Source organism: Serratia sp. CMO1, from assembly GCF_015689115.1.
Taxonomy (GTDB): Bacteria; Pseudomonadota; Gammaproteobacteria; order Enterobacterales; family Enterobacteriaceae; genus Serratia; species Serratia marcescens.
The window spans coordinates 2,496,744-2,514,113 of the sequence record NZ_CP065032.1 but is presented as its reverse complement, the minus strand read 5'-3'; the positions used below and the strand labels follow the sequence as shown (position 1 = coordinate 2,514,113).

14 protein-coding genes are annotated in these 17,370 nt (G+C 62.6%); 7 read left to right on the top strand and 7 right to left on the bottom strand.

The genetic code is table 11. From position 1 onward, the window contains the following. The first annotated feature begins 16 nt into the window (after positions 1–16). The 3 genes from IT763_RS11950 to IT763_RS11940 are packed head-to-tail and all read left to right on the top strand — an operon-like array spanning position 17 to position 2,884. Entirely contained in the window at positions 17–1,072 is a 1,056-nt protein-coding gene (locus IT763_RS11950; protein ID WP_049299337.1) for a sugar phosphate isomerase/epimerase, read from the top strand. A 26-nt stretch (positions 1,073–1,098) separates the two neighbouring features. Then, positions 1,099–1,992, top strand: coding sequence for an alpha/beta fold hydrolase (locus tag IT763_RS11945; RefSeq protein WP_176063104.1), 894 nt, complete (start codon positions 1,099–1,101; stop codon positions 1,990–1,992). Then, positions 1,982–2,884, top strand: coding sequence for an alpha/beta hydrolase (locus tag IT763_RS11940; RefSeq protein WP_206194739.1), 903 nt, complete (start codon positions 1,982–1,984; stop codon positions 2,882–2,884). Before IT763_RS11945 ends, IT763_RS11940 begins: the two co-directional genes overlap by 11 nt. Before the next feature lie 48 nt (positions 2,885–2,932). Here IT763_RS11940 and IT763_RS11935 read toward each other — a convergent pair whose 3' ends face one another. Continuing rightward, positions 2,933–4,366: an NAD-dependent succinate-semialdehyde dehydrogenase gene (locus tag IT763_RS11935; RefSeq protein WP_206194738.1), complete on the bottom strand. Its 1,434-nt coding sequence runs from the start codon at positions 4,364–4,366 to the stop codon at positions 2,933–2,935. A gap of 197 nt (positions 4,367–4,563) precedes the next feature. On the opposite strand from IT763_RS11935, the gene IT763_RS11930 reads away from it, so the two are divergent. Next, complete coding sequence (locus IT763_RS11930; protein ID WP_143779019.1) at positions 4,564–5,391, top strand: AraC family transcriptional regulator; 828 nt, start codon at positions 4,564–4,566, stop codon at positions 5,389–5,391. 98 nt (positions 5,392–5,489) lie between these two features. Next, the gene (locus tag IT763_RS11925; protein ID WP_079449753.1) at positions 5,490–6,458 is read left to right on the top strand and encodes a DMT family transporter; all 969 of its coding nucleotides are present in this window, start codon (positions 5,490–5,492) and stop codon (positions 6,456–6,458) included. A gap of 27 nt (positions 6,459–6,485) precedes the next feature. On the opposite strand, the gene fusA is transcribed toward IT763_RS11925, so the two are convergent. Then, on the bottom strand, positions 6,486–8,591 hold the full coding sequence (fusA, locus tag IT763_RS11920; protein ID WP_016927633.1) for an elongation factor G: 2,106 nt from the start codon (positions 8,589–8,591) through the stop codon (positions 6,486–6,488). Positions 8,592–8,828: 237 nt separating this feature from the next. Then, complete coding sequence (locus IT763_RS11915; protein WP_016927634.1) at positions 8,829–9,077, bottom strand: CsbD family protein; 249 nt, start codon at positions 9,075–9,077, stop codon at positions 8,829–8,831. Between the two features lie 220 nt (positions 9,078–9,297). On the opposite strand from IT763_RS11915, the gene IT763_RS11910 reads away from it, so the two are divergent. Beyond that, positions 9,298–10,794: an alpha/beta hydrolase gene (locus tag IT763_RS11910; protein ID WP_049299326.1), complete on the top strand. Its 1,497-nt coding sequence runs from the start codon at positions 9,298–9,300 to the stop codon at positions 10,792–10,794. A 45-nt stretch (positions 10,795–10,839) separates the two neighbouring features. Here the strand turns inward: IT763_RS11910 and IT763_RS11905 are convergent, their stop codons facing one another. The 4 genes from IT763_RS11905 to IT763_RS11890 form a co-directional block, all read right to left on the bottom strand. After that, positions 10,840–11,385 carry a cysteine hydrolase family protein gene (locus IT763_RS11905; protein WP_033650334.1) on the bottom strand — a complete coding sequence of 182 codons (546 nt, stop codon included), beginning with the start codon at positions 11,383–11,385 and terminating at the stop codon, positions 10,840–10,842. A gap of 219 nt (positions 11,386–11,604) precedes the next feature. After that, positions 11,605–12,642 carry an ABC transporter ATP-binding protein gene (locus tag IT763_RS11900; protein WP_206194737.1) on the bottom strand — a complete coding sequence of 346 codons (1,038 nt, stop codon included), beginning with the start codon at positions 12,640–12,642 and terminating at the stop codon, positions 11,605–11,607. After that, complete coding sequence (locus tag IT763_RS11895; RefSeq protein ID WP_206194736.1) at positions 12,639–14,222, bottom strand: iron ABC transporter permease; 1,584 nt, start codon at positions 14,220–14,222, stop codon at positions 12,639–12,641. The genes IT763_RS11900 and IT763_RS11895 overlap by 4 nt, the downstream gene beginning before the upstream one ends. A gap of 33 nt (positions 14,223–14,255) precedes the next feature. Then, positions 14,256–15,272, bottom strand: a complete 1,017-nt coding sequence (locus IT763_RS11890) for an iron ABC transporter substrate-binding protein (protein ID WP_004938115.1) — start codon at positions 15,270–15,272, stop codon at positions 14,256–14,258. 411 nt (positions 15,273–15,683) lie between these two features. Here IT763_RS11890 and IT763_RS11885 point away from each other — a divergent pair, with 411 nt between their 5' ends. Next, positions 15,684–17,303, top strand: a complete 1,620-nt coding sequence (locus tag IT763_RS11885) for an ABC transporter substrate-binding protein (RefSeq protein ID WP_206194735.1) — start codon at positions 15,684–15,686, stop codon at positions 17,301–17,303. Positions 17,304–17,370 lie beyond the last annotated feature (67 nt).

The following is a 17,370-nucleotide window of genomic DNA, read 5'->3' as shown; positions in this document are numbered from 1 at the left end:
CCAATAGGAGTTTACGATGAAAACCCTCAAAGGTCCAAGCCTGCATCTCGCGCAGTTCAGCGATGAGACAGCGCCGTTCAACAGCCTGCCGGCCATCGCCGAGTGGGCGGCGCAAACCGGGTTTACCGCCTTGCAGATCCCGGCCTGGGATCGGCGTTTATTCGACGTGGCCACCGCTGCGCAAAGCCAAACCTACTGCGACGATCTGACCGGCATGTTGGCGGAGCATGGGTTGGTGGTCAGCGAACTGACCAGCCATATTTTCGGTCAACTGATGGCGGTGCACCCGGCTTACGATGCGCTGTGCGACAGCTTCGCGCCGCCGGCGCTGCACGGCGATGCCAAAGCGCGCGGCGAGTGGGCGCGGCAGCAAATGCTGCTGGCGGTAAAAGCCTCGGCGCGGCTCGGGCTCAGCGAGCTGGGCACCTTTTCCGGTTCACTGGCCTGGCCCTATCTGTTCCCGTTCCCACAGCGTCCGGAAGGATTGATCGATACCGCGTTCGACGAACTCGCCAAACGCTGGCTGCCGGTGCTCGACGCCTGCGAGGAGCAGGGCATCAACCTGTGTTATGAAATTCACCCGAGTGAGGATCTGCACGACGGCGTGACGTTCGAAATGTTTCTTGAGCGCGTGGGCAACCACCCGCGTTGCCGGGTGCTGTTCGATCCGAGCCATATGGTGCTGCAGCAGCTTAACTATCTGGAATTTATCGATATCTATAAGGATGTTATCGGCATGTTCCACGTCAAGGACGCCGAGTTCAATCCGACCGGTCGCCAGGGCATTTACGGCGGTTATCAGTCATGGATCGATCGCGCCGGCCGCTTCCGCTCGCTGGGCGACGGCCAGGTCGATTTCAACGGCATTTTTTCCCGTTTGACGCAGTACGGCTATTCGGGCTGGGCGACGCTGGAGTGGGAATGCTGCCTGAAAAATCCGCAGGACGGCGCGCGCGAAGGCGCGGCCTTCATTCGCGATCGCATCATCCATGTCACCGACAAAGTGTTCGATGACTTCGCCGGCGCACCGGTCAACCCACAGCAGATCAATGCCTTGCTCGGCATTCGCTGAGCCAATCCATCACAGGGAGTCACCCCATGAAACAACAAGAGAACGAGATCCTGTTGCAGGATCTCGGGGCGGAACACGTCTATACCCAGGTCAATGGCCAACGTATCCACTGCGTGATAGCCGGTGAAGGGCGGCCGGTGTTGCTGATCCCCGGCTGGCCGCAAACCTGGTACACCTGGCGCCATGTGATGCGCGCCTTGGCGGCGGCCGGTTTTCAGGCGATCGCCGTCGATCCGCCGGGCATCGGCGATTCGGACAAGCCCGTCGGCGGTTACGACACCGGCAGCATCGGTGCGGCGTTGCACGCGATGATGGCGCAACTGGGCCACGAACGTTACCAACTGGTCGGCCACGACATCGGCATGTGGATCGGTTACGCCATGGCGAGCGACTTCCCGCAGGCGGTGAAGCGCCTGGTGCTGACGGAGGCGGTGATCCCCGGTCTGGCGCCGCCGCCGCCGATTTTCGTCGCGCCGGAGGAGAACATCTTCCTGTGGCATTTCATGTTCAACCAGTTGGCGGATTTGCCGGAGACCCTGACCCAGGGGCGCGAGCGGGAGTATCTTGGCTATATCTTCAACCGCTGGTCCTATCGGCGCGATCGGGTAGCGGCGCAGGTGTATATCGCCGCCTATTCTGCGCCGGGCGGCCTGCGTGCCGGATTCGACTATTACCGGGCGATCCCGGAGACCGTTCGCCAGAACCGAGTGCGCGCCGCCACGCCATTGACGATGCCGGTGCTGACCGTGGGGGCGGAACACGCCACCGGCGACGCGCCGCTGACGACGCTGCAGGGCAATGCGCGCGATCTGCGGGGCGAAACGGTCGCCGGCTGCGGCCATTTCATCACCGAGGAGTGTCATGAGGCGTTTATCGCACTGATTACGCCGTTCCTGGCGGGAGAACAACATGCCGCTTGATGAACGCATCGCCGCCTTTTTGACGGCATCGGTCGACGCACTGCCACCCGCGTCGCTGGCGGAAATGCGCACGGCCACGGAAACCTGTTTGCGCTTGCTGCAGGGCGAAGCGGCACCGAGCGGCGGCGTCAGGGACTATACGGTGGTCGCCGCCGATGGGCACCGGATGGCGCTGCGCGCTTATCTACCGGCGGGGGAAAGGCGCGCTGCCGCACAACCGGCGATGCTGTTCGCCCACGGCGGCGGCTGGTGCCTCGGTTCGCTGTCGCTGTATGACCAGCCCTGCCAGGCGCTGGCTAACGCCACCGGCCGGGTGATCCTGTCGGTCGACTATCGTCTGGCGCCAGAGTATCCGTTTCCGCAGCCGCTGGAAGATGTCTATCAGGCGCTCTGCTGGGTGGTGCAACAGGCGCCGCAGTTGGGGATCGACGCGCAGCGCTTGGCGGTGGGGGGCGACAGCGCCGGGGGCAATCTGGCGGCGGCGGTCGCGCTGCTGGCGCGGGATCGCGGCGGCCCGCATATCGAGCGTCAGCTGCTGCTGTATCCGGCGCTCAGCCGCGAAATGGCGACGAGGAGCTATCGCGAGTTTGCCGAGGGGCACTTTCTGACGCGCGACGCGATGGTATTTTGTTGGCAGCAGTATCTGGCTCAGCGGCGCGAACCCTACGGCGAACCGCTGCACGCCGCCACGCTGCGCGGGTTACCGCCGGCCACCATTCTGAGCTGCGAATATGATCCGCTGCGCGATGAGGCCGAGGAGTATGCGCAGCGGCTGCGCGAGGCGGGCGTGGCGGTACGCTGCGAACGGTTGCCGGGCATGGTGCATGCCTGCATACACATGCTGGGGCTGACCCCGGCGGCGCGGCGCATGTTCGAGCTGGCCGGCGAGTAAAAAAAAGCCCCGCATTGCGGGGCGTTTGGCTATTCATCAGACACGCGATTAACGGCCGGCGACGGTGACGAAGCGGGTTTCCAGATAGGATTCGATCGCTTCGCTGCCGCCTTCGGTGCCGTGACCGGAGTCTTTCACGCCGCCAAATGGCGTTTCCGGCAGGCCGAAACCGATGTGGTTGATGCTCAGCATGCCGCTCTCCACGTCGCGCCCCAGCGCATTGACGGTGGCGATGTTACGGCTGTAGGCGTAGGCGGCCAGCCCGTACGGCAGGCGGTTGGCTTCGGCGATCGCCTCGTCGTAGGTGGCGAACGGGCGCAGCAGGGCGACCGGGCCAAACGGCTCTTCCGACATGGCGCGTGCGCTCAGCGGCACGTCGCGCAGCACCGTCGGCTCGAAGAAGTTGCCTTTGCCCGCCACGCGTTTGCCGCCGGTGCTGGCCTTCGCCCCGTGGGCGATGGCGTCCTGCACCAGCGCTTCGATATTGTCGACGCTGCGGCTCAGCACCATCGGCCCCATCGTCACGCCGTCTTCCAGCCCGTTGCCGAGCTTGAGCTCACGCACGGCGGCGGTGAATTTCTCCACGAAGGCTTCATAAACGCCTTGCTGGATCAGGAAGCGGGTCGGGGCGATACAGACCTGGCCGGCGTTGCGGAACTTCGACTGCGCCAGCTCTTTGGCTGCCGCGTCGAGATCGGCGTCGTCAAAGATCAGCACCGGCGAGTGGCCACCCAGCTCCATGGTGGCCTTTTTCATATGCTGGCCGGCCAGCGCCGCCAGATGTTTGCCCACGCGGGTGGAGCCGGTGAAGGAGATCTTGCGAATGGTCGGATGCGGGATCAGGTATTCCGAGATTTCCGCCGGGGTGCCGTACACCAGCGCGATCACCCCGGCTGGGATACCGGCGTCGGCGAAGGCTTTGATCAGCTCTGCCGGGGAGGCCGGGGTTTCTTCCGGGCCTTTGACGATGATGGAACAGCCCGCCGCCAGCGCGGCGGACAGCTTGCGCACGATCTGGTTAATCGGGAAGTTCCACGGCGTGAAGGCGGCTACCGGGCCGACCGGCAGTTTCAGGGTTTGCTGCTGCACGTCGCGAGCGCGGGACGGAATAATCTGCCCGTAGGTGCGGGTGGCTTCGCCGGCGAACCACTCGATCACGTCGGCGGCGTTGAGAATTTCGATTTTGGCCTGCGCCACCGGCTTACCCTGTTCCTGCGTCATGATGGCGGCGATGGCGTCGGCGCGTTCGCGCAGCAGCGCAGCGGCTTTGCGCATCAGGTTGGCGCGCTGGTGCGCGGCGGTGTCGCGCCAGACGTTAAACCCGCGCGCGGTGGCGGCCAACGCCAGATCGAGATCCTCTGTGACGGCGTGCGCCACCTGACCGATTACCTCGTCGCTGGCGGGGTTGGTGACAGGCAGGGTTTTCCCGGCCAGCGCATTGCGCCATTGTCCATCGATATACAGTTGAGTATCCGGATACATTGTTGCCTCTTGTTTGCGGAGTGGTCAGGGGCCGCTGAGTTTCGCGATGCGGCGCGCCTGAATGGGACAGGGACCTTAACCCTACGCCGAATGGCGGCGATCGTCCAGGCGAGGGGCACGAAAGGACCAGAGCGGCTACTCAATCGGCGATGTTTTGGCTATGCTGAGCAGATTGTCAGCACGGATGAGGAGGTCGGGTGCAAGGGGTACCACAACAGTTTCCGTTCGAAAAGGATTGCGCGCAGTTCCGGCATTTGTCGCATCTGCCCGGCGTCGAACTCTATCAGGCGCATATCGAACGCTATGCCTTCGAGCCGCATACCCATGACGCCTTCGCCATCGGCACCGTGGATGCCGGGGCGGAGCGTTTTCGCTATCGCGGGGCGCAGCACCTGGCGGCGCCGGGCGCGCTGGTACTGATGAATCCTGATGAGCTGCATACCGGCGAAGCCGAAACGCCGGGCGGTTGGTGTTACCGCATGCTCTATCTGGCGCCCGAGGCGCTGGAGCAGCTGTCCGGCGATCGGAGCCAGTGGTTTACCGAGGCGGTGCGCCACGATCCGCGGGCGGCGCAGCGCCTGTCCGCCATTCTCGCCGCGCTGTGGCAAACCGACGATCCGCTTACGCTCGACGGCCTGCTGTTGGAAGCGGTGGCGTTGCTGCAACCGCACATCCGCACCGGGCAGCGGGAAAAAGCCGAGGCGGCGCACCGTTTCGAGGTGGTGAAAAGCTATCTGCGCGATAACTTCGCCGAGGCCGTGACCCTTAACCAACTGGCCGAGCTGGTGTCGCTCAGCCCGTACCATTTTCTGCGCAAGTTCAAGGCCGAATACCACGTCTCGCCGCAGCAGATGCTGATGGCGATCCGGCTGTCGCAGGCCAAACGTATGCTGGAGCGCGGCATGCCCGCCGCACAGGTGGCGGCGGCGGCGGGGTTGACCGATCAGGCGCACCTGACGCGCGCCTTCGCCAATCGTTACGGTGTCACGCCAGTGCGTTTCCAGAAACAGGTGAAATTGGGCTAAAACAGCAACCTGCTACAATAATTCCTCCCCGCGTTTTCGCTACTCTGCCGCTGTCTTGTCGGGCGGGTTGGCCGCGCCGGCCGTTTGTCGGAGTCGTTATGTTCATTGGCGTTGTTTTTGCCCTGGCCGCCGGGCTGATGTGGGGACTGATTTTCGTCGGCCCGCTGCTGGTGCCGGACTATCCCGCCGCGCTGCAGTCCACCGGGCGCTATCTGGCCTTTGGGCTGATTACCTTGCCGCTGGCGTGGTTTGATCGTCGCCGTCTGCGCAAGCTGCGGCGTCAGGATTGGCTGGAAGCACTCAAGCTGACGGCCATCGGCAATCTGCTGTACTACCTGTGCCTGGCCAGCGCCATTCAGCGCACCGGCGCACCGGTGTCGACCATGATCATCGGCACCTTGCCGGTGGTGATCGCCATTTGCGCCAATCTGTTTTACGGCCGGCATGACGGGCGCCTGGCCTGGGGCCAGCTGGCGCCGGCGCTGCTGCTGATCGTCTGCGGGTTAGCGTGCGTGAACGTCGCCGAGCTGCGCGGCAATGCGGTGCCGATCGACGGCTGGCGCTATCTCAGCGGTCTTGGGCTGGCCGTGTTGGCGGTGGCGTGCTGGACCTGGTTCCCGCTGCGCAATTCACGCTGGCTGCGGGAGAATCCGACGCAGCGGCCGGCCACCTGGGCCACGGCACAAGGGCTGGTGACGCTGCCGCTGGCGCTGCTGGGCTATCTGGCGGTCTGCGGCCAATTGGCGCTGAGCGAACCGGCGTTCGCCTTGCCGTTCGGCCCGCGCCCTGAGGTGTTTATCCCGCTGATGCTGGTTATTGGCGTGTTCTGCTCCTGGCTGGGGGCGCTGTGCTGGAACGAAGCCAGCCAGCGGCTGCCGACGGTGTTGGTGGGGCCGCTCATCGTGTTCGAAATTCTGGCGGGGTTGGCCTATACCTTTCTGCTGCGCCAGGCCTGGCCGCCGCTGCTGACGCTGGCCGGCATCGTTTGCCTGATCGTCGGCGTGGTGTACGCCATGCGCATCAAGCCGCAGCCGGTGGTGGTGGCGCTGGAAGACAAACCGAGATGACGCCCGCCGTGGCGGCGGGCGTGAGGGTTAACGCTTGCTGTGGTGAATGATCTCTTCGGCCACGTTGCGCGGCGCTTCGGCGTAGTGACTGAATTCCATGGTGTAGGTGGCGCGGCCCTGCGACATCGAACGCAGGGTGGTCGAGTAACCGAACATCTCGGACAGCGGCACCTTGGCGCGAATCTCCTTGCCGCCGCCGCCCGGGATCTCTTCCATGCCCTGCACCAGACCGCGGCGTGAGGAGAGGTCGCCCATCACGTTGCCGGCGTAATCCTCCGGCGTTTCCACTTCCACCGACATGATCGGCTCAAGGATCACCGGATCCGCCAGACGGCAGGCGTCCTTGAAGCCGAAGATCGCCGCCATGCGGAACGCCTGTTCCGACGAGTCGACGTCATGGTAAGAACCGAAGGTCAGGTGCACTTTGACGTCCACCACCTGATAACCGGCCAGCACGCCGTTGTTCAGCGCCTCGGCCACGCCTTTTTTCACCGCCGGAATAAACTCGCCGGGAATGACGCCGCCCTTGATTTCATCGAAGAACTCGAAGCCTTTGCCGGGTTCGTTCGGCTCGACGGTCAGCACCACGTGGCCGTATTGCCCTTTACCGCCGGACTGGCGCACGAACTTGCCTTCCACGTCGGCCACCCGTTTGCGGATGGTTTCGCGGTACGACACCTGCGGCTTGCCGGTGGTGGTCTCCACCCCGAACTCGCGGCGCATGCGATCGACGATGATCTCCAGATGCAGCTCGCCCATGCCGTAGATGATGGTTTGGCCGGATTCTTCATCGGTGCGCACGCGGAACGACGGATCTTCCGAAGAGAGGCGCTGCAGCGCGATGCCCATTTTCTCCTGATCGCCCTTGGTTTTCGGCTCGATCGCCTGGGCGATCACCGGTTCGGGGAAGGTCATGCGCTCCAGCGTAATGATGGCGCCAGGGTCGCACAGCGTATCGCCGGTGGTGACGTCCTTCAGGCCGACGCAGGCGGCGATGTCGCCGGCGTGCAACTCGTCGATGTCCTTACGATCGTTGGCATGCATTTGCACGATGCGGCCGATGCGTTCCTTTTTGCCCTTGATCGGGTTGTAAACGCTGCTGCCTTTGGCCAGCACCCCGGAGTAGACGCGCACGAAGGTGAGTTGGCCGACGAACGGATCGGTCATCAGCTTGAACGCCAGCGCCGAGAATTTTTCATTATCGTCGGCTTTGCGGGTGATGATTTCATCGTGTTCGCCGTGGCCTTCCATCGGCGGCACGTCGAGCGGCGAGGGCATCAGCTCGATCACCGCGTCCAGCATGCGCTGCACCCCCTTGTTGCGGAACGCCGACCCGCACAGCATCGGCTGAATTTCGCCGGCGACGGTGCGCACCCGCAGCCCGTGAACGATCTCCTCTTCGCTCAGCGGCACCTGGTTAAGGTATTTCTCCATCAGTTCTTCCGAGGCTTCGGCGGCGGCCTCAATCATATTTTCACGCCACTCCTGCGCCGAGTCGCGCAGCTCTGCCGGGATCTCTTCGAAGCTGAAGTTCATGCCCTGCGAGGCTTCGTCCCACAGAATGGCTTTCATCCGCACCAGATCCACCACGCCGCTGAAGTGGTCTTCGGCGCCGATAGGAATAACGATCGGCACCGGATTGGCTTTGAGGCGCTCGATCATCATTTTGCGTACGCGGAAAAAGTCCGCGCCGATACGGTCCATCTTGTTGACGAACGCCAGCCGCGGCACCTTGTACTTGTTGGCCTGCCGCCAGACGGTTTCCGACTGCGGCTGCACGCCGCCCACCGAGTCATAGACCATCACGGCGCCGTCCAGCACGCGCATCGAGCGCTCCACTTCAATGGTGAAATCGACGTGCCCGGGGGTGTCGATGATATTGATGCGGTGCTGCGGATAATTATGCTGCATGCCGTTCCAGAAGCAGGTGGTGGCCGCCGAGGTGATGGTGATGCCGCGTTCCTGTTCCTGCGCCATCCAGTCCATGGTCGCCGCGCCGTCATGCACTTCACCCAGCTTGTGGCTGACCCCGGTGTAAAACAGAATCCGCTCGGTGGTGGTGGTCTTGCCGGCATCGATATGCGCGGAGATGCCGATATTGCGGTAACGTTCGATAGGGGTGGTGCGAGCCATAATCAACCTTTCTTAGCCGCGTGAAGGAGAGCGGCTTAAACAGCATGGATAATGGTGATAATCCTCATAGGGTTATCCGCCGGATCGCAGAGCCTCGCTCTGGTCACAAACTAATCGTAGTTGAAGGCGTTGGTTTTTTTAAGCGATGGCTGTGATAGATGAAAGTTTGCACGCAGGCGAAGAAAGGGCGAAAAAAAGGCCCGTAACGGGCCTGTTGTCGAGCGGCGCGTTCGCCGCTTATTTGCGTCCCAGCAGGAAGCCGAAAACGATGCCGACCGCCGCCGCAACGGCCACGCCTGCCAGCGGGTTGGCTTCTACCTGTGTTCTTACGCTGTCCGCTGCGTCACGGGCGGCATAGCTGGCCTGGGAGGCGTACTTGCGCGCCGCGCCGCGCACCTGATGCTCCGGAGAATCAACGGCTTTGCCGAACGCTTCTTGTACCGCACCTGCGGCTTCATTGGCTTTGTCTTCCGCTTTTCCAAACATGCTGCTCTCCTGTTCCTTGTGGGTTAACGAACCCTAAGCCTAGCAGGTGAATGGCATTTTTTGCAGCATTCTGTGCGTTATAAGATCAATCTGAGCAAAGAAAAGTCTTTCCATACGCGCGGCGTCGGCTTCACCCGCGCGTTTTTTATGTTCTATTGGCTAGCGGTTTAACCGAGAATCTTTACCCTTTGACCGATTCGTTGAGTTGAAAGGACTCCCCATGTCAGTACTGCGTATTCTGGCGCTGCTCGCCGCGACCGCCGCCGCGTTGCCCGCTCAGGCCAAGCCTGCGCTCCACGGGGCGGCGGCCGGGAACGGCATTCGTTGGCAATCTTGTCTCAACAGCGGCTTTCAGCGCTGGTTCGATGAGGCGCCGCCGCCGGGGCTGCGCTGCGGCTATCTCGAGGTGCCGCTGGCGTACGCCACGCCGCCCGCCCAGACGGTGCCGGCGGGTGAACAGACCGTGCGCCTGGCGCTGACCCTGCTGCCCGCCACCGGGCCGAAAAAGGGCAGCGTGGTGACGATCAGCGGCGGCCCGGGCCTGCCGGGCATCAACCCCTATTTAGGCAACGACGCCCACGTCGCCAGATTGCGTAAATCCTACGACATCATCGGTTACGATCCGCGCGGCGTCGGCCAATCGACGCCGAAAATCTCCTGTCAGGTGGCCGAAGGTGACGAACTCCCTGAACCGGACGACAACGACGTGGCCGGCGCGGAGAATCAGACGCGCGCCCTGATTGCCGCCTGCATCAAACAGACCGGCGCGGACGTGCTGCAACACATCGGCACCGACGAGGCGGTCAACGATCTGAACGCGATCCGCCATGCGCTGGGTGAACCGGGGCTGACGGCGGTGGCATACTCTTACGGCACCAAGGTGGCGGCGCTGTATGCCGAACGTTTTCCGAAGAAAACGCGCGCGCTGGTGCTGGACGGGGTGGTGGATCTGGCGGAGGACGATTTCACCCAGCGCATGAACCAGGAGCGGGGCTTCCAGCAAAGCTTCCTGCGCTTCGCCGCCTACTGCGGCAAAACCGACAGCTGCCAGCTGGGCGGCGGCGCTAATCAGGCGCTGCAGCGCTATCATGCCTTACTGCGCAAGCTGCACGATCAACCGTTCGTTACCGCCGCGGGCTATGAAATCTCCGCCGACGACGTGCTGACGGTCACGCGTTCGCTGCTGCTGTGGCCGGAGCGCTGGCATGAGCTGGCGACCGTGCTGCGTCAACTCGATGCCGGCATCGCCGGGCAGCAGGTTTCCGATCTGATTGACGAAAGCTATTCGCCGGACGCCGATGACGCCCTGAACGTCATCACCTGCGCCGACGTCGCCAACCCGACGGCCGATCCGCAGCAGTTGCGCAGGCAGCGGCAGGAGATCAATACCGCCGCTTTGTACGCTCACTACCTGCCGTTGCACGAGTATCCGCTGGAAATGTGCGATCTGTGGCCGTACCGCGGCAAAGATCGGCCGCACACCCCGGTGGCGTCCGCCGCGCTGCCGCCGCTGCTGTTCGTCGCGCAGCGCTACGATCCGACCACGCCGTACCGCAATGCCCAAGCGATGGCCGCCGCCTTTAAAAGCCCGCTGATCACCCGCGAACGCGACGGGCATACGCTGGCGCTGAACGGTATCGACAGCTGCGTTGACGAAAGCGTGGTGGATTATCTGCTGGCGCCGAAAAAGCCGCGCCGCGACAAGATTTGCCGCTGAGGAGGCCGGGCGTTGGCCCGGCCTGACAGCCAAGCCGCGCGTGTTTTAGAATTTCACCTCTTCCGCCAGCGCCAGCGTCACGAACGGCCCCGACAGGGTCTGGTTATGGTGACGGATAATGGCGTCGGCGCCGAGCGCCGCCGTGTCCGAACAGCTATGGGCATCGGCGGCCAACACCAGGTCAAATCCCAACTCCGCGCCGCGCCGACACGCGGTGTCTACGCAGTATTGCGTTTTCATTCCCGAAATCACCAACCGACCGATGCCGGCTTGCTTAAGCCGCTCCGCCAGGCCAGTCCGGTAAAAACAGCTGGGATGGGTTTTATCGATGAACCAGTCGGCTTGCGCATCGGTGTCGAGATCGGGGTGAACTTGCCACAGCGGACTGTTTACGGCGATAGGTGAACCTGCCGGGCCGGTGTGGCGAATAAACACCACGAGCGCATTCGCCACGCGTGCGGCGCGTATCAACGCATGGGTCTTCGCCAGAAGGGTTTCGGCGGCGAACGGCGGATCGTCCGGCGAGGCGAACAGGCCGACTTGCATGTCGATAACCAGCAGGGCGCTGCGCGGTGCGGGGATAGTTGGCATAGGTCTTCTCCGTAATGAAATTGCCGGCGGGCACGGAGAAATAAAAAACCCCGGCCATGGCTGGCGGGGCTTGGGGATACGTCGTTAGCTGTTGCGCACCCGTGCAGCCCGCCATTGCGTGGCGGTTGCGGTGGTGGTGGTGAGGGCGTGCGCGATGCGATTCATGCCATTGATAATGCGCGGTGGCGAGGGGAACGTCAAGGGTCGCTCCCCACACTCTCAGCCGGTGAAAATATGCGCTTGCCCCATCACGTTGAGACTGACCTGCGCCCCGGGCCGCAGGCCTTCGCGGCTGACGGTTTTGATCTCGAGCTGCGCGCCGTCGGCGGCCATTTGCAGATTGAGGGTGGAGACGAAGCCGGCGAAATCGATGCTGGTGATCACCGCCTGGCCGCGCTGCGCCGGATCGGACAAACCGATTTGAATCTGCTCCGGGCGCAACATGATGCGCGCCGGGCCGCTGCGTTGGCGATCGTCGACGGCGATGCGCCCCAGTGCGCAGTCGGCCCAGCCGTGCGCCAGTTCGGCGGTCAACACCAGCGTTTCGCCAAGGAAGCTGGCGGTCGGTTCATCGACCGGGCGCAGATAAAGATCCTGCGGCGCGCCCACCTGCGCCAGCCGGCCATTGCGCATCACCGCCACCTGATCGGCGAACGACAGCGCCTCGCTCTGATCGTGGGTGACCAGGATCGACGCTACTTTGGCCTCCGTCAGCAGTTCGGCCACCGCTTTTCGGGTGGCGGCGCGCAGGCCGGTATCCAGCGCCGAGAACGGCTCGTCCAGCAGCATCAGCCGGGGTTGCTGCGACAGAGCGCGCGCCAGCGCGACCCGCTGCTGCTGCCCGCCGGACAGTTCATGCGGCCACAGGGCCGCCAGACGGCGATCCAGCGCCACCATCTCCATTAACGCCTCGATGCGATGCTGTTTCTCGCGTTTGCTGCCCTTGAGGCCAAAACCGATGTTGCCGGCGACGGTAAAGTGCGGGAACAGCGCGCCATCCTGCGGAACGAAGCCGATGCCGCGCAGATGCGCAGGCACCCAGCCGCCGCCGTTGCCCATGGCTTGCCCCTGCAGCAGGATCTGGCCGCCGTCGGGGATTTCAAAGCCGGCGATGATGCGCAGCAGAGTGGTTTTGCCGGAGCCGGAAGGGCCGACGATCGCCGTGCGGCTGCCGGCGGCAACCTGCAGGTCGATGTGTTCCAGCACTCTGATGGCGTTGTAAGATTTTCCGATACCGTGCAGTTCGAGCGTGCTCATAGTCCTGCCGTGCGTTTAGATTGAGAATAAAGAAGCCAGGTGAGCGGCAGCGACAGCGCCACCATAATCAGCGCATAAGGCGCGGCGGCGACGTAGTCGATCTCGCTGGTCAGCGCCCAGAAGCCGGTGGCCAGCGTGCGGGTGCCGTTCGGCGCCAGCAGCAGCGTGGCGGTCAGTTCATTGGCGATCGCCAGGAATACCAGCGCCGCGCCCGCAGCGGCGCCCGGCGCCGCCAGCCGCAGCGTGGTGCTCCACAACGCCTGCGCCGGCGATTTGCCCAGGCTGCGCGCCACGTTTTCCAATTCCACCGGCGCCTGCGCGATACCGGCGCGCAGATTGATCAGCGCACGCGGCATAAACATCAGCAGATACGCCAGCAGCAGGGTGATTTCGGTCTGGTAAATCGGCCGGAAGCTGTGAATGGTGATGGTCACCAGCGCCAGCGCCACCACGATGCCGGGCAGCGAGCTGGTCACGTAGTTGCAGCCTTCCAGCACCCGATACAGCCGGGCCGGATAGCGTACAGACAGCCAGGCCATCGGAATGGCGCACAGGGTGATCAGCAGCGCGCCGGCGGCGGACAGCGACAGCGTTTGCCACAGCGCGGGCCACAGATCGGCGTTGCGCCATACGTCGAGGCCGCCCAGCCACAGCCAGCGGGCCAGGGTAATGAAAGGCACGCCCAACGCCAGCGCAGTCAGCGCGATCGGCAGCAGCAGCGCCAGCGCGGCGAGCCGCGGCGAAAGGCGGCGCGGCGTTTGGCTGCGGGCGCTGCCGGAACCGACGCGGGCATAGCGTGCGCGGCCACGGCTTATCGCCTCAAGCAACAGCAGCCCCAGGCAGCACAGCACCAACACGCCGGCCAGCATGTTGGCCGCCGGGCCGTTGAAGGTCGACTGGAACTGATCGAAGATCGCGGTGGTGAAGGTATCGAAACGGATCATGGCGTACAGGCCATACTCCGCCAGCAAGTGCAACGCGATCAGCAGCGAGCCGCCCCAGACCGCCAGTTTCAGCTGCGGCAGCACCACGCGGAAAAACACCGCCGGCGGCCGGGAGCCGAGTGAGGTGGCGACGTCCTCGATACCGGGATCCAGGCGGCGCAGCACGGCGGCGGCAGGCAGGTAGATAAACGGAAAGTAAGCGAGCACCGAGATGAAAACGCCGGCGCCCAGGCCGTGCATCGACGGCACCAGGCTGATCCAGGCATAGCTTTGCACGAAGGCCGGCACCGCCAGCGGCGCGGTCGCCAATACCGCCCAGAGACGGCGGCCCGGCAGCGTGGTGCGTTCGGTCAACCAGGCCAGGGCCACGCCCAGCACGGCGCAGATCGGCAGCGTCAGCACCACCAACAGCAGGGTATTCAACAGCAGCTCCGCCACACGCGGGCGGAAAACCAGTGCTTTGACCGTTTGCCAGCCGGTTTCAACCGCCACGCCGATAACGAATCCCAACGGCAGCAGCGCCAGTAACGACAGCAACACGGCGCTGACCACCACGATCGCCCCTGGCCGCGGGTGACGGGGGACAACAGAATAACGCCGCGCGGTCTGCGCGGCGTGGGTACTCAGGTTTGACATAACGATCAAAAACTCTCGGTTTGCCAGCGGGCCTTACAGCAGGCCGGCCTCGGTCATCAGTTCGACAACTTTCTTACTGTTCAACTGCGCGGCGTCTACCTTCGGCGCGTCCAGATCTTTCAGCGGCACCAGTTTCGGGTTGGAGGCCGCGCCGACGCCGACGGCGTATTCGAAGGCGTTGTTGGTGCGCAAGATCTCCTGGCCCTGTTTGCCGGTGATCCACTTGATGAACGCCTGCGCCTGCTGCTGATGCTTGCTGGAAGCCAGCACGCCGCCGCCGGAGATGCTGACGAAGGCGCCCGGATCCTGATGTTTGAAGTAATACAGCTTGATGTTGTTGCTGTTCTCGCCGGTTTTCGCGCCGTCCACGAACGGGTAGTAGTGATAGATCACGCCGCTGTCGATCTGGCCGGCATTGACCGCTTTCATCACCGTGCTGTTGCCTTTATAGGCGGTAAAGTTGGTTTTCATCGCTTTCAGCCAGTCCAGCGTGGCTTTCTCGCCTTTCAGCTCCAGCAGCGCGCTGACGATCGCCTGGAAATCGGCGCCCGACGGCGAAGCGGCCCAGCGGCCTTTCCATTCCGGCTTGGCCAGATCCAGCAGTGACTTCGGCAGCTGCGCGTCGCTCAGTTTGGCCGGGTTATAAACAAACACGGTAGAGCGGGCGGCGATGCCGATCCAGCGGCCGTGGCTTGGGCGATATTGTGGTTCCACCTGCGCCAGCGTGGCGGCGTCCAGCGGGGCGAACAGCTTGGCGTTATCCACCAACACCATCGCCGGGGAGTTTTCCGTCAGAAACACGTCGGCAGGTGAAGCGCTGCCTTCCTGTACCAGTTGGTTGCCCAGTTCGCTGTCGCCGCCGTTGCGCAGCGTCACCTTGATGCCGGTGTCTTTGGTAAATCCGTCGACCCAGGATTTCACCAGATTCTCATGCTGGGCGTTATAAATAACGATGCCCTGGTCGGCGGAGGCCGCCTGAGCGCCAAAGGCCAGCATCATCGAGGAGGCGAGCAGGGCGACGGGGCCGAGAGATGAAATACGCAGCTTCATGCAGTTATCCTTTTTAGCGTTCGAATGAAGAAAACGAATATCGCCTGGCGAGCGCAAGCAGGCCGATTTTAGCCAAGAACATCAATAATGATAGTGAAAACGATTCGTATTAAATTATTTTTGACGATCGCTCACAAAATGAATTGCCCTAAGGATAAGTTAAGCTTCGGCTGGAATAATCTGTATTGATTGCCTGAATTTATGTCACCGCCGGTTCACGGCGTTCCTGACGGCAATGCCGGTCTCCGCGTTTATCCTCGTGTTTTTCATCGTTCTGTCGCCAGTACTTCTTTGATAATGAAAGAAATTCAACACCGCTTTTGGTTATGACTCATAGCGATTAATGATTTAATTTATTCCACTGCTTCATTGCATATTAAACGCGATAAAACACTAATCAGGGATATCGACGTGAAATATTCATTTAATGGCAAGAAACTGGCTGGTTTAATCCTCCTGGCTTTTAACGCTACGGCTGCCCAAGCCGCCGAGGTGCCGGCAGGCGTTAAACTGGCGGCGGTGCAAGAACTGGTGCGCGCCAACGGGTATGAACCGGCGACGCTGGATCCAAACCTGGCCGAAAGCAATGTGGAGTTCTACATCTTCAACGATCTGTTCGAAGGCTTGCTGCGCGTCGGAAAAGACGGTGAAGTGATCCCGGCACTGGCGCAGACGTGGGAGCATCAGGGCAACGTCTGGACTTTCCATCTGCGGCCGCAGGCCAAATGGTCGAACGGCGATCCGGTGACCGCCGACGATTTCGTTTACAGCTGGCGGCGCCTCACCGATCCGAAAACCGCCTCGCCGTACGGCAGCTATCTGGCTTCGGCCTACGTGCTGAATGCGGCGGCGATCAACGCCGGCAGCAAACCGCCGAGCGAGCTGGGCGTCAAGGCGCTGGATGCGCACACTCTGCAGGTGACGCTGTCGGAGCCTAATTCCTATCTGCTCAAGCAACTGGTGCATTTCCCGGTTTTGCCGGTTAACCGCAAGGTGGTGGAGCAGTACGGCAAAAACTGGACGCAGCCGGCGCACTTTGTCGGCAACGGGGCGTTCCGCCTCAGCCAGTGGGTGGTGAACGAAAAGGTGGTGGTGGAACGTAACCCGCAGTATTGGGATAACGCCAATACCGTGCTCAACAAGGTCATCTTCTTGCCGATCCAGGGCTTCCCTGAAGTGGCGCGTTTTCGCGCCGGTGAGGTTGAATTGGGGTATACCACGCCGCCGGAGCTGTATCAGCAGCTGAAAAAAACGCTCGGCGAGCAACAGCTGGTGACCTATCCGCTGCTCTCCACCAGCTATTTCGCCTTCAACAACCGCCAGGCGCCGTTTAACGACGTGCGGGTGCGCCAGGCGCTGAACCTGGCGCTGGACAAAGAGATTATCGCCGGCAAAGTGTTGGGATACGGCCAGCAGCCGGCCTGGACCTTTACCCCAACCGGGGCGGGCGGTTATAGCCTGCAGCCCGGCGCCGCGGCCGGTTTGACGCCGGAACAACGCCACGCCCAGGCGAAGCAACTGCTGGCGCAGGCCGGTTTCAACGCCGAGCATCCGCTGCGCTTTACCGTGCTGTACAGCAATGACGCCACCATTAAGAAGATCGTCATCGCCGCCGCCGCCATGTGGAAAAAGAACCTCGGCGCAGAGGCCACCTTGCAAAGCCAGGAGCGCAAAGTCACGCTGGACAATATCAACCGCGGGCAGTACGGCGTGGCCTTTACCCGCTGGCTGGCGGATTACAACGATCCGTCTACTTTCCTGAACGTGTTCCGTTCCGACAGCAGCGAGAACAGCCCCAAATACCGCAATCCGGAGTACGATCGCATTCTGCATCAGGCGACGGCGGCGCCGACACCGCAGCAGGTGCAGCAATATTTCCAGCAGGCCGAGGCGGTGCTGGCCGTCGATACGCCGGTCGCGCCGGTGTACTACGAAGCCAACGCCACGCTCATCAAACCTTACGTGAAGGGGATCGACTTTACTCGTCAGGGCGCCTTATACGATAAAAACGTCTACATTCTCGAACACTGAAAAATAAAAAACGGCTGATTTATATCAGCCGTTTTTATAAATGGCCGTTTAATTAACATTATCCTAA

Bases quoted from the DNA above. Each gene is read 5' to 3' on its own strand.
- IT763_RS11950 (WP_049299337.1), top strand. From the start codon at position 17: ATGAAAACCCTCAAAGGTCCAAGCCTGCATCTCGCGCAGTTCAGCGAT.
- IT763_RS11945 (WP_176063104.1), top strand. From the start codon at position 1,099: ATGAAACAACAAGAGAACGAGATCCTGTTGCAGGATCTCGGGGCGGAA.
- IT763_RS11940 (WP_206194739.1), top strand. From the start codon at position 1,982: ATGCCGCTTGATGAACGCATCGCCGCCTTTTTGACGGCATCGGTCGAC.
- IT763_RS11935 (WP_206194738.1), bottom strand. From the start codon at position 4,366: ATGTATCCGGATACTCAACTGTATATCGATGGACAATGGCGCAATGCG.
- IT763_RS11925 (WP_079449753.1), top strand. From the start codon at position 5,490: ATGTTCATTGGCGTTGTTTTTGCCCTGGCCGCCGGGCTGATGTGGGGA.
- fusA (WP_016927633.1), bottom strand. From the start codon at position 8,591: ATGGCTCGCACCACCCCTATCGAACGTTACCGCAATATCGGCATCTCC.
- IT763_RS11915 (WP_016927634.1), bottom strand. From the start codon at position 9,077: ATGTTTGGAAAAGCGGAAGACAAAGCCAATGAAGCCGCAGGTGCGGTA.
- IT763_RS11910 (WP_049299326.1), top strand. From the start codon at position 9,298: ATGTCAGTACTGCGTATTCTGGCGCTGCTCGCCGCGACCGCCGCCGCG.
- IT763_RS11905 (WP_033650334.1), bottom strand. From the start codon at position 11,385: ATGCCAACTATCCCCGCACCGCGCAGCGCCCTGCTGGTTATCGACATG.
- IT763_RS11900 (WP_206194737.1), bottom strand. From the start codon at position 12,642: ATGAGCACGCTCGAACTGCACGGTATCGGAAAATCTTACAACGCCATC.
- IT763_RS11895 (WP_206194736.1), bottom strand. From the start codon at position 14,222: ATGTCAAACCTGAGTACCCACGCCGCGCAGACCGCGCGGCGTTATTCT.
- IT763_RS11890 (WP_004938115.1), bottom strand. From the start codon at position 15,272: ATGAAGCTGCGTATTTCATCTCTCGGCCCCGTCGCCCTGCTCGCCTCC.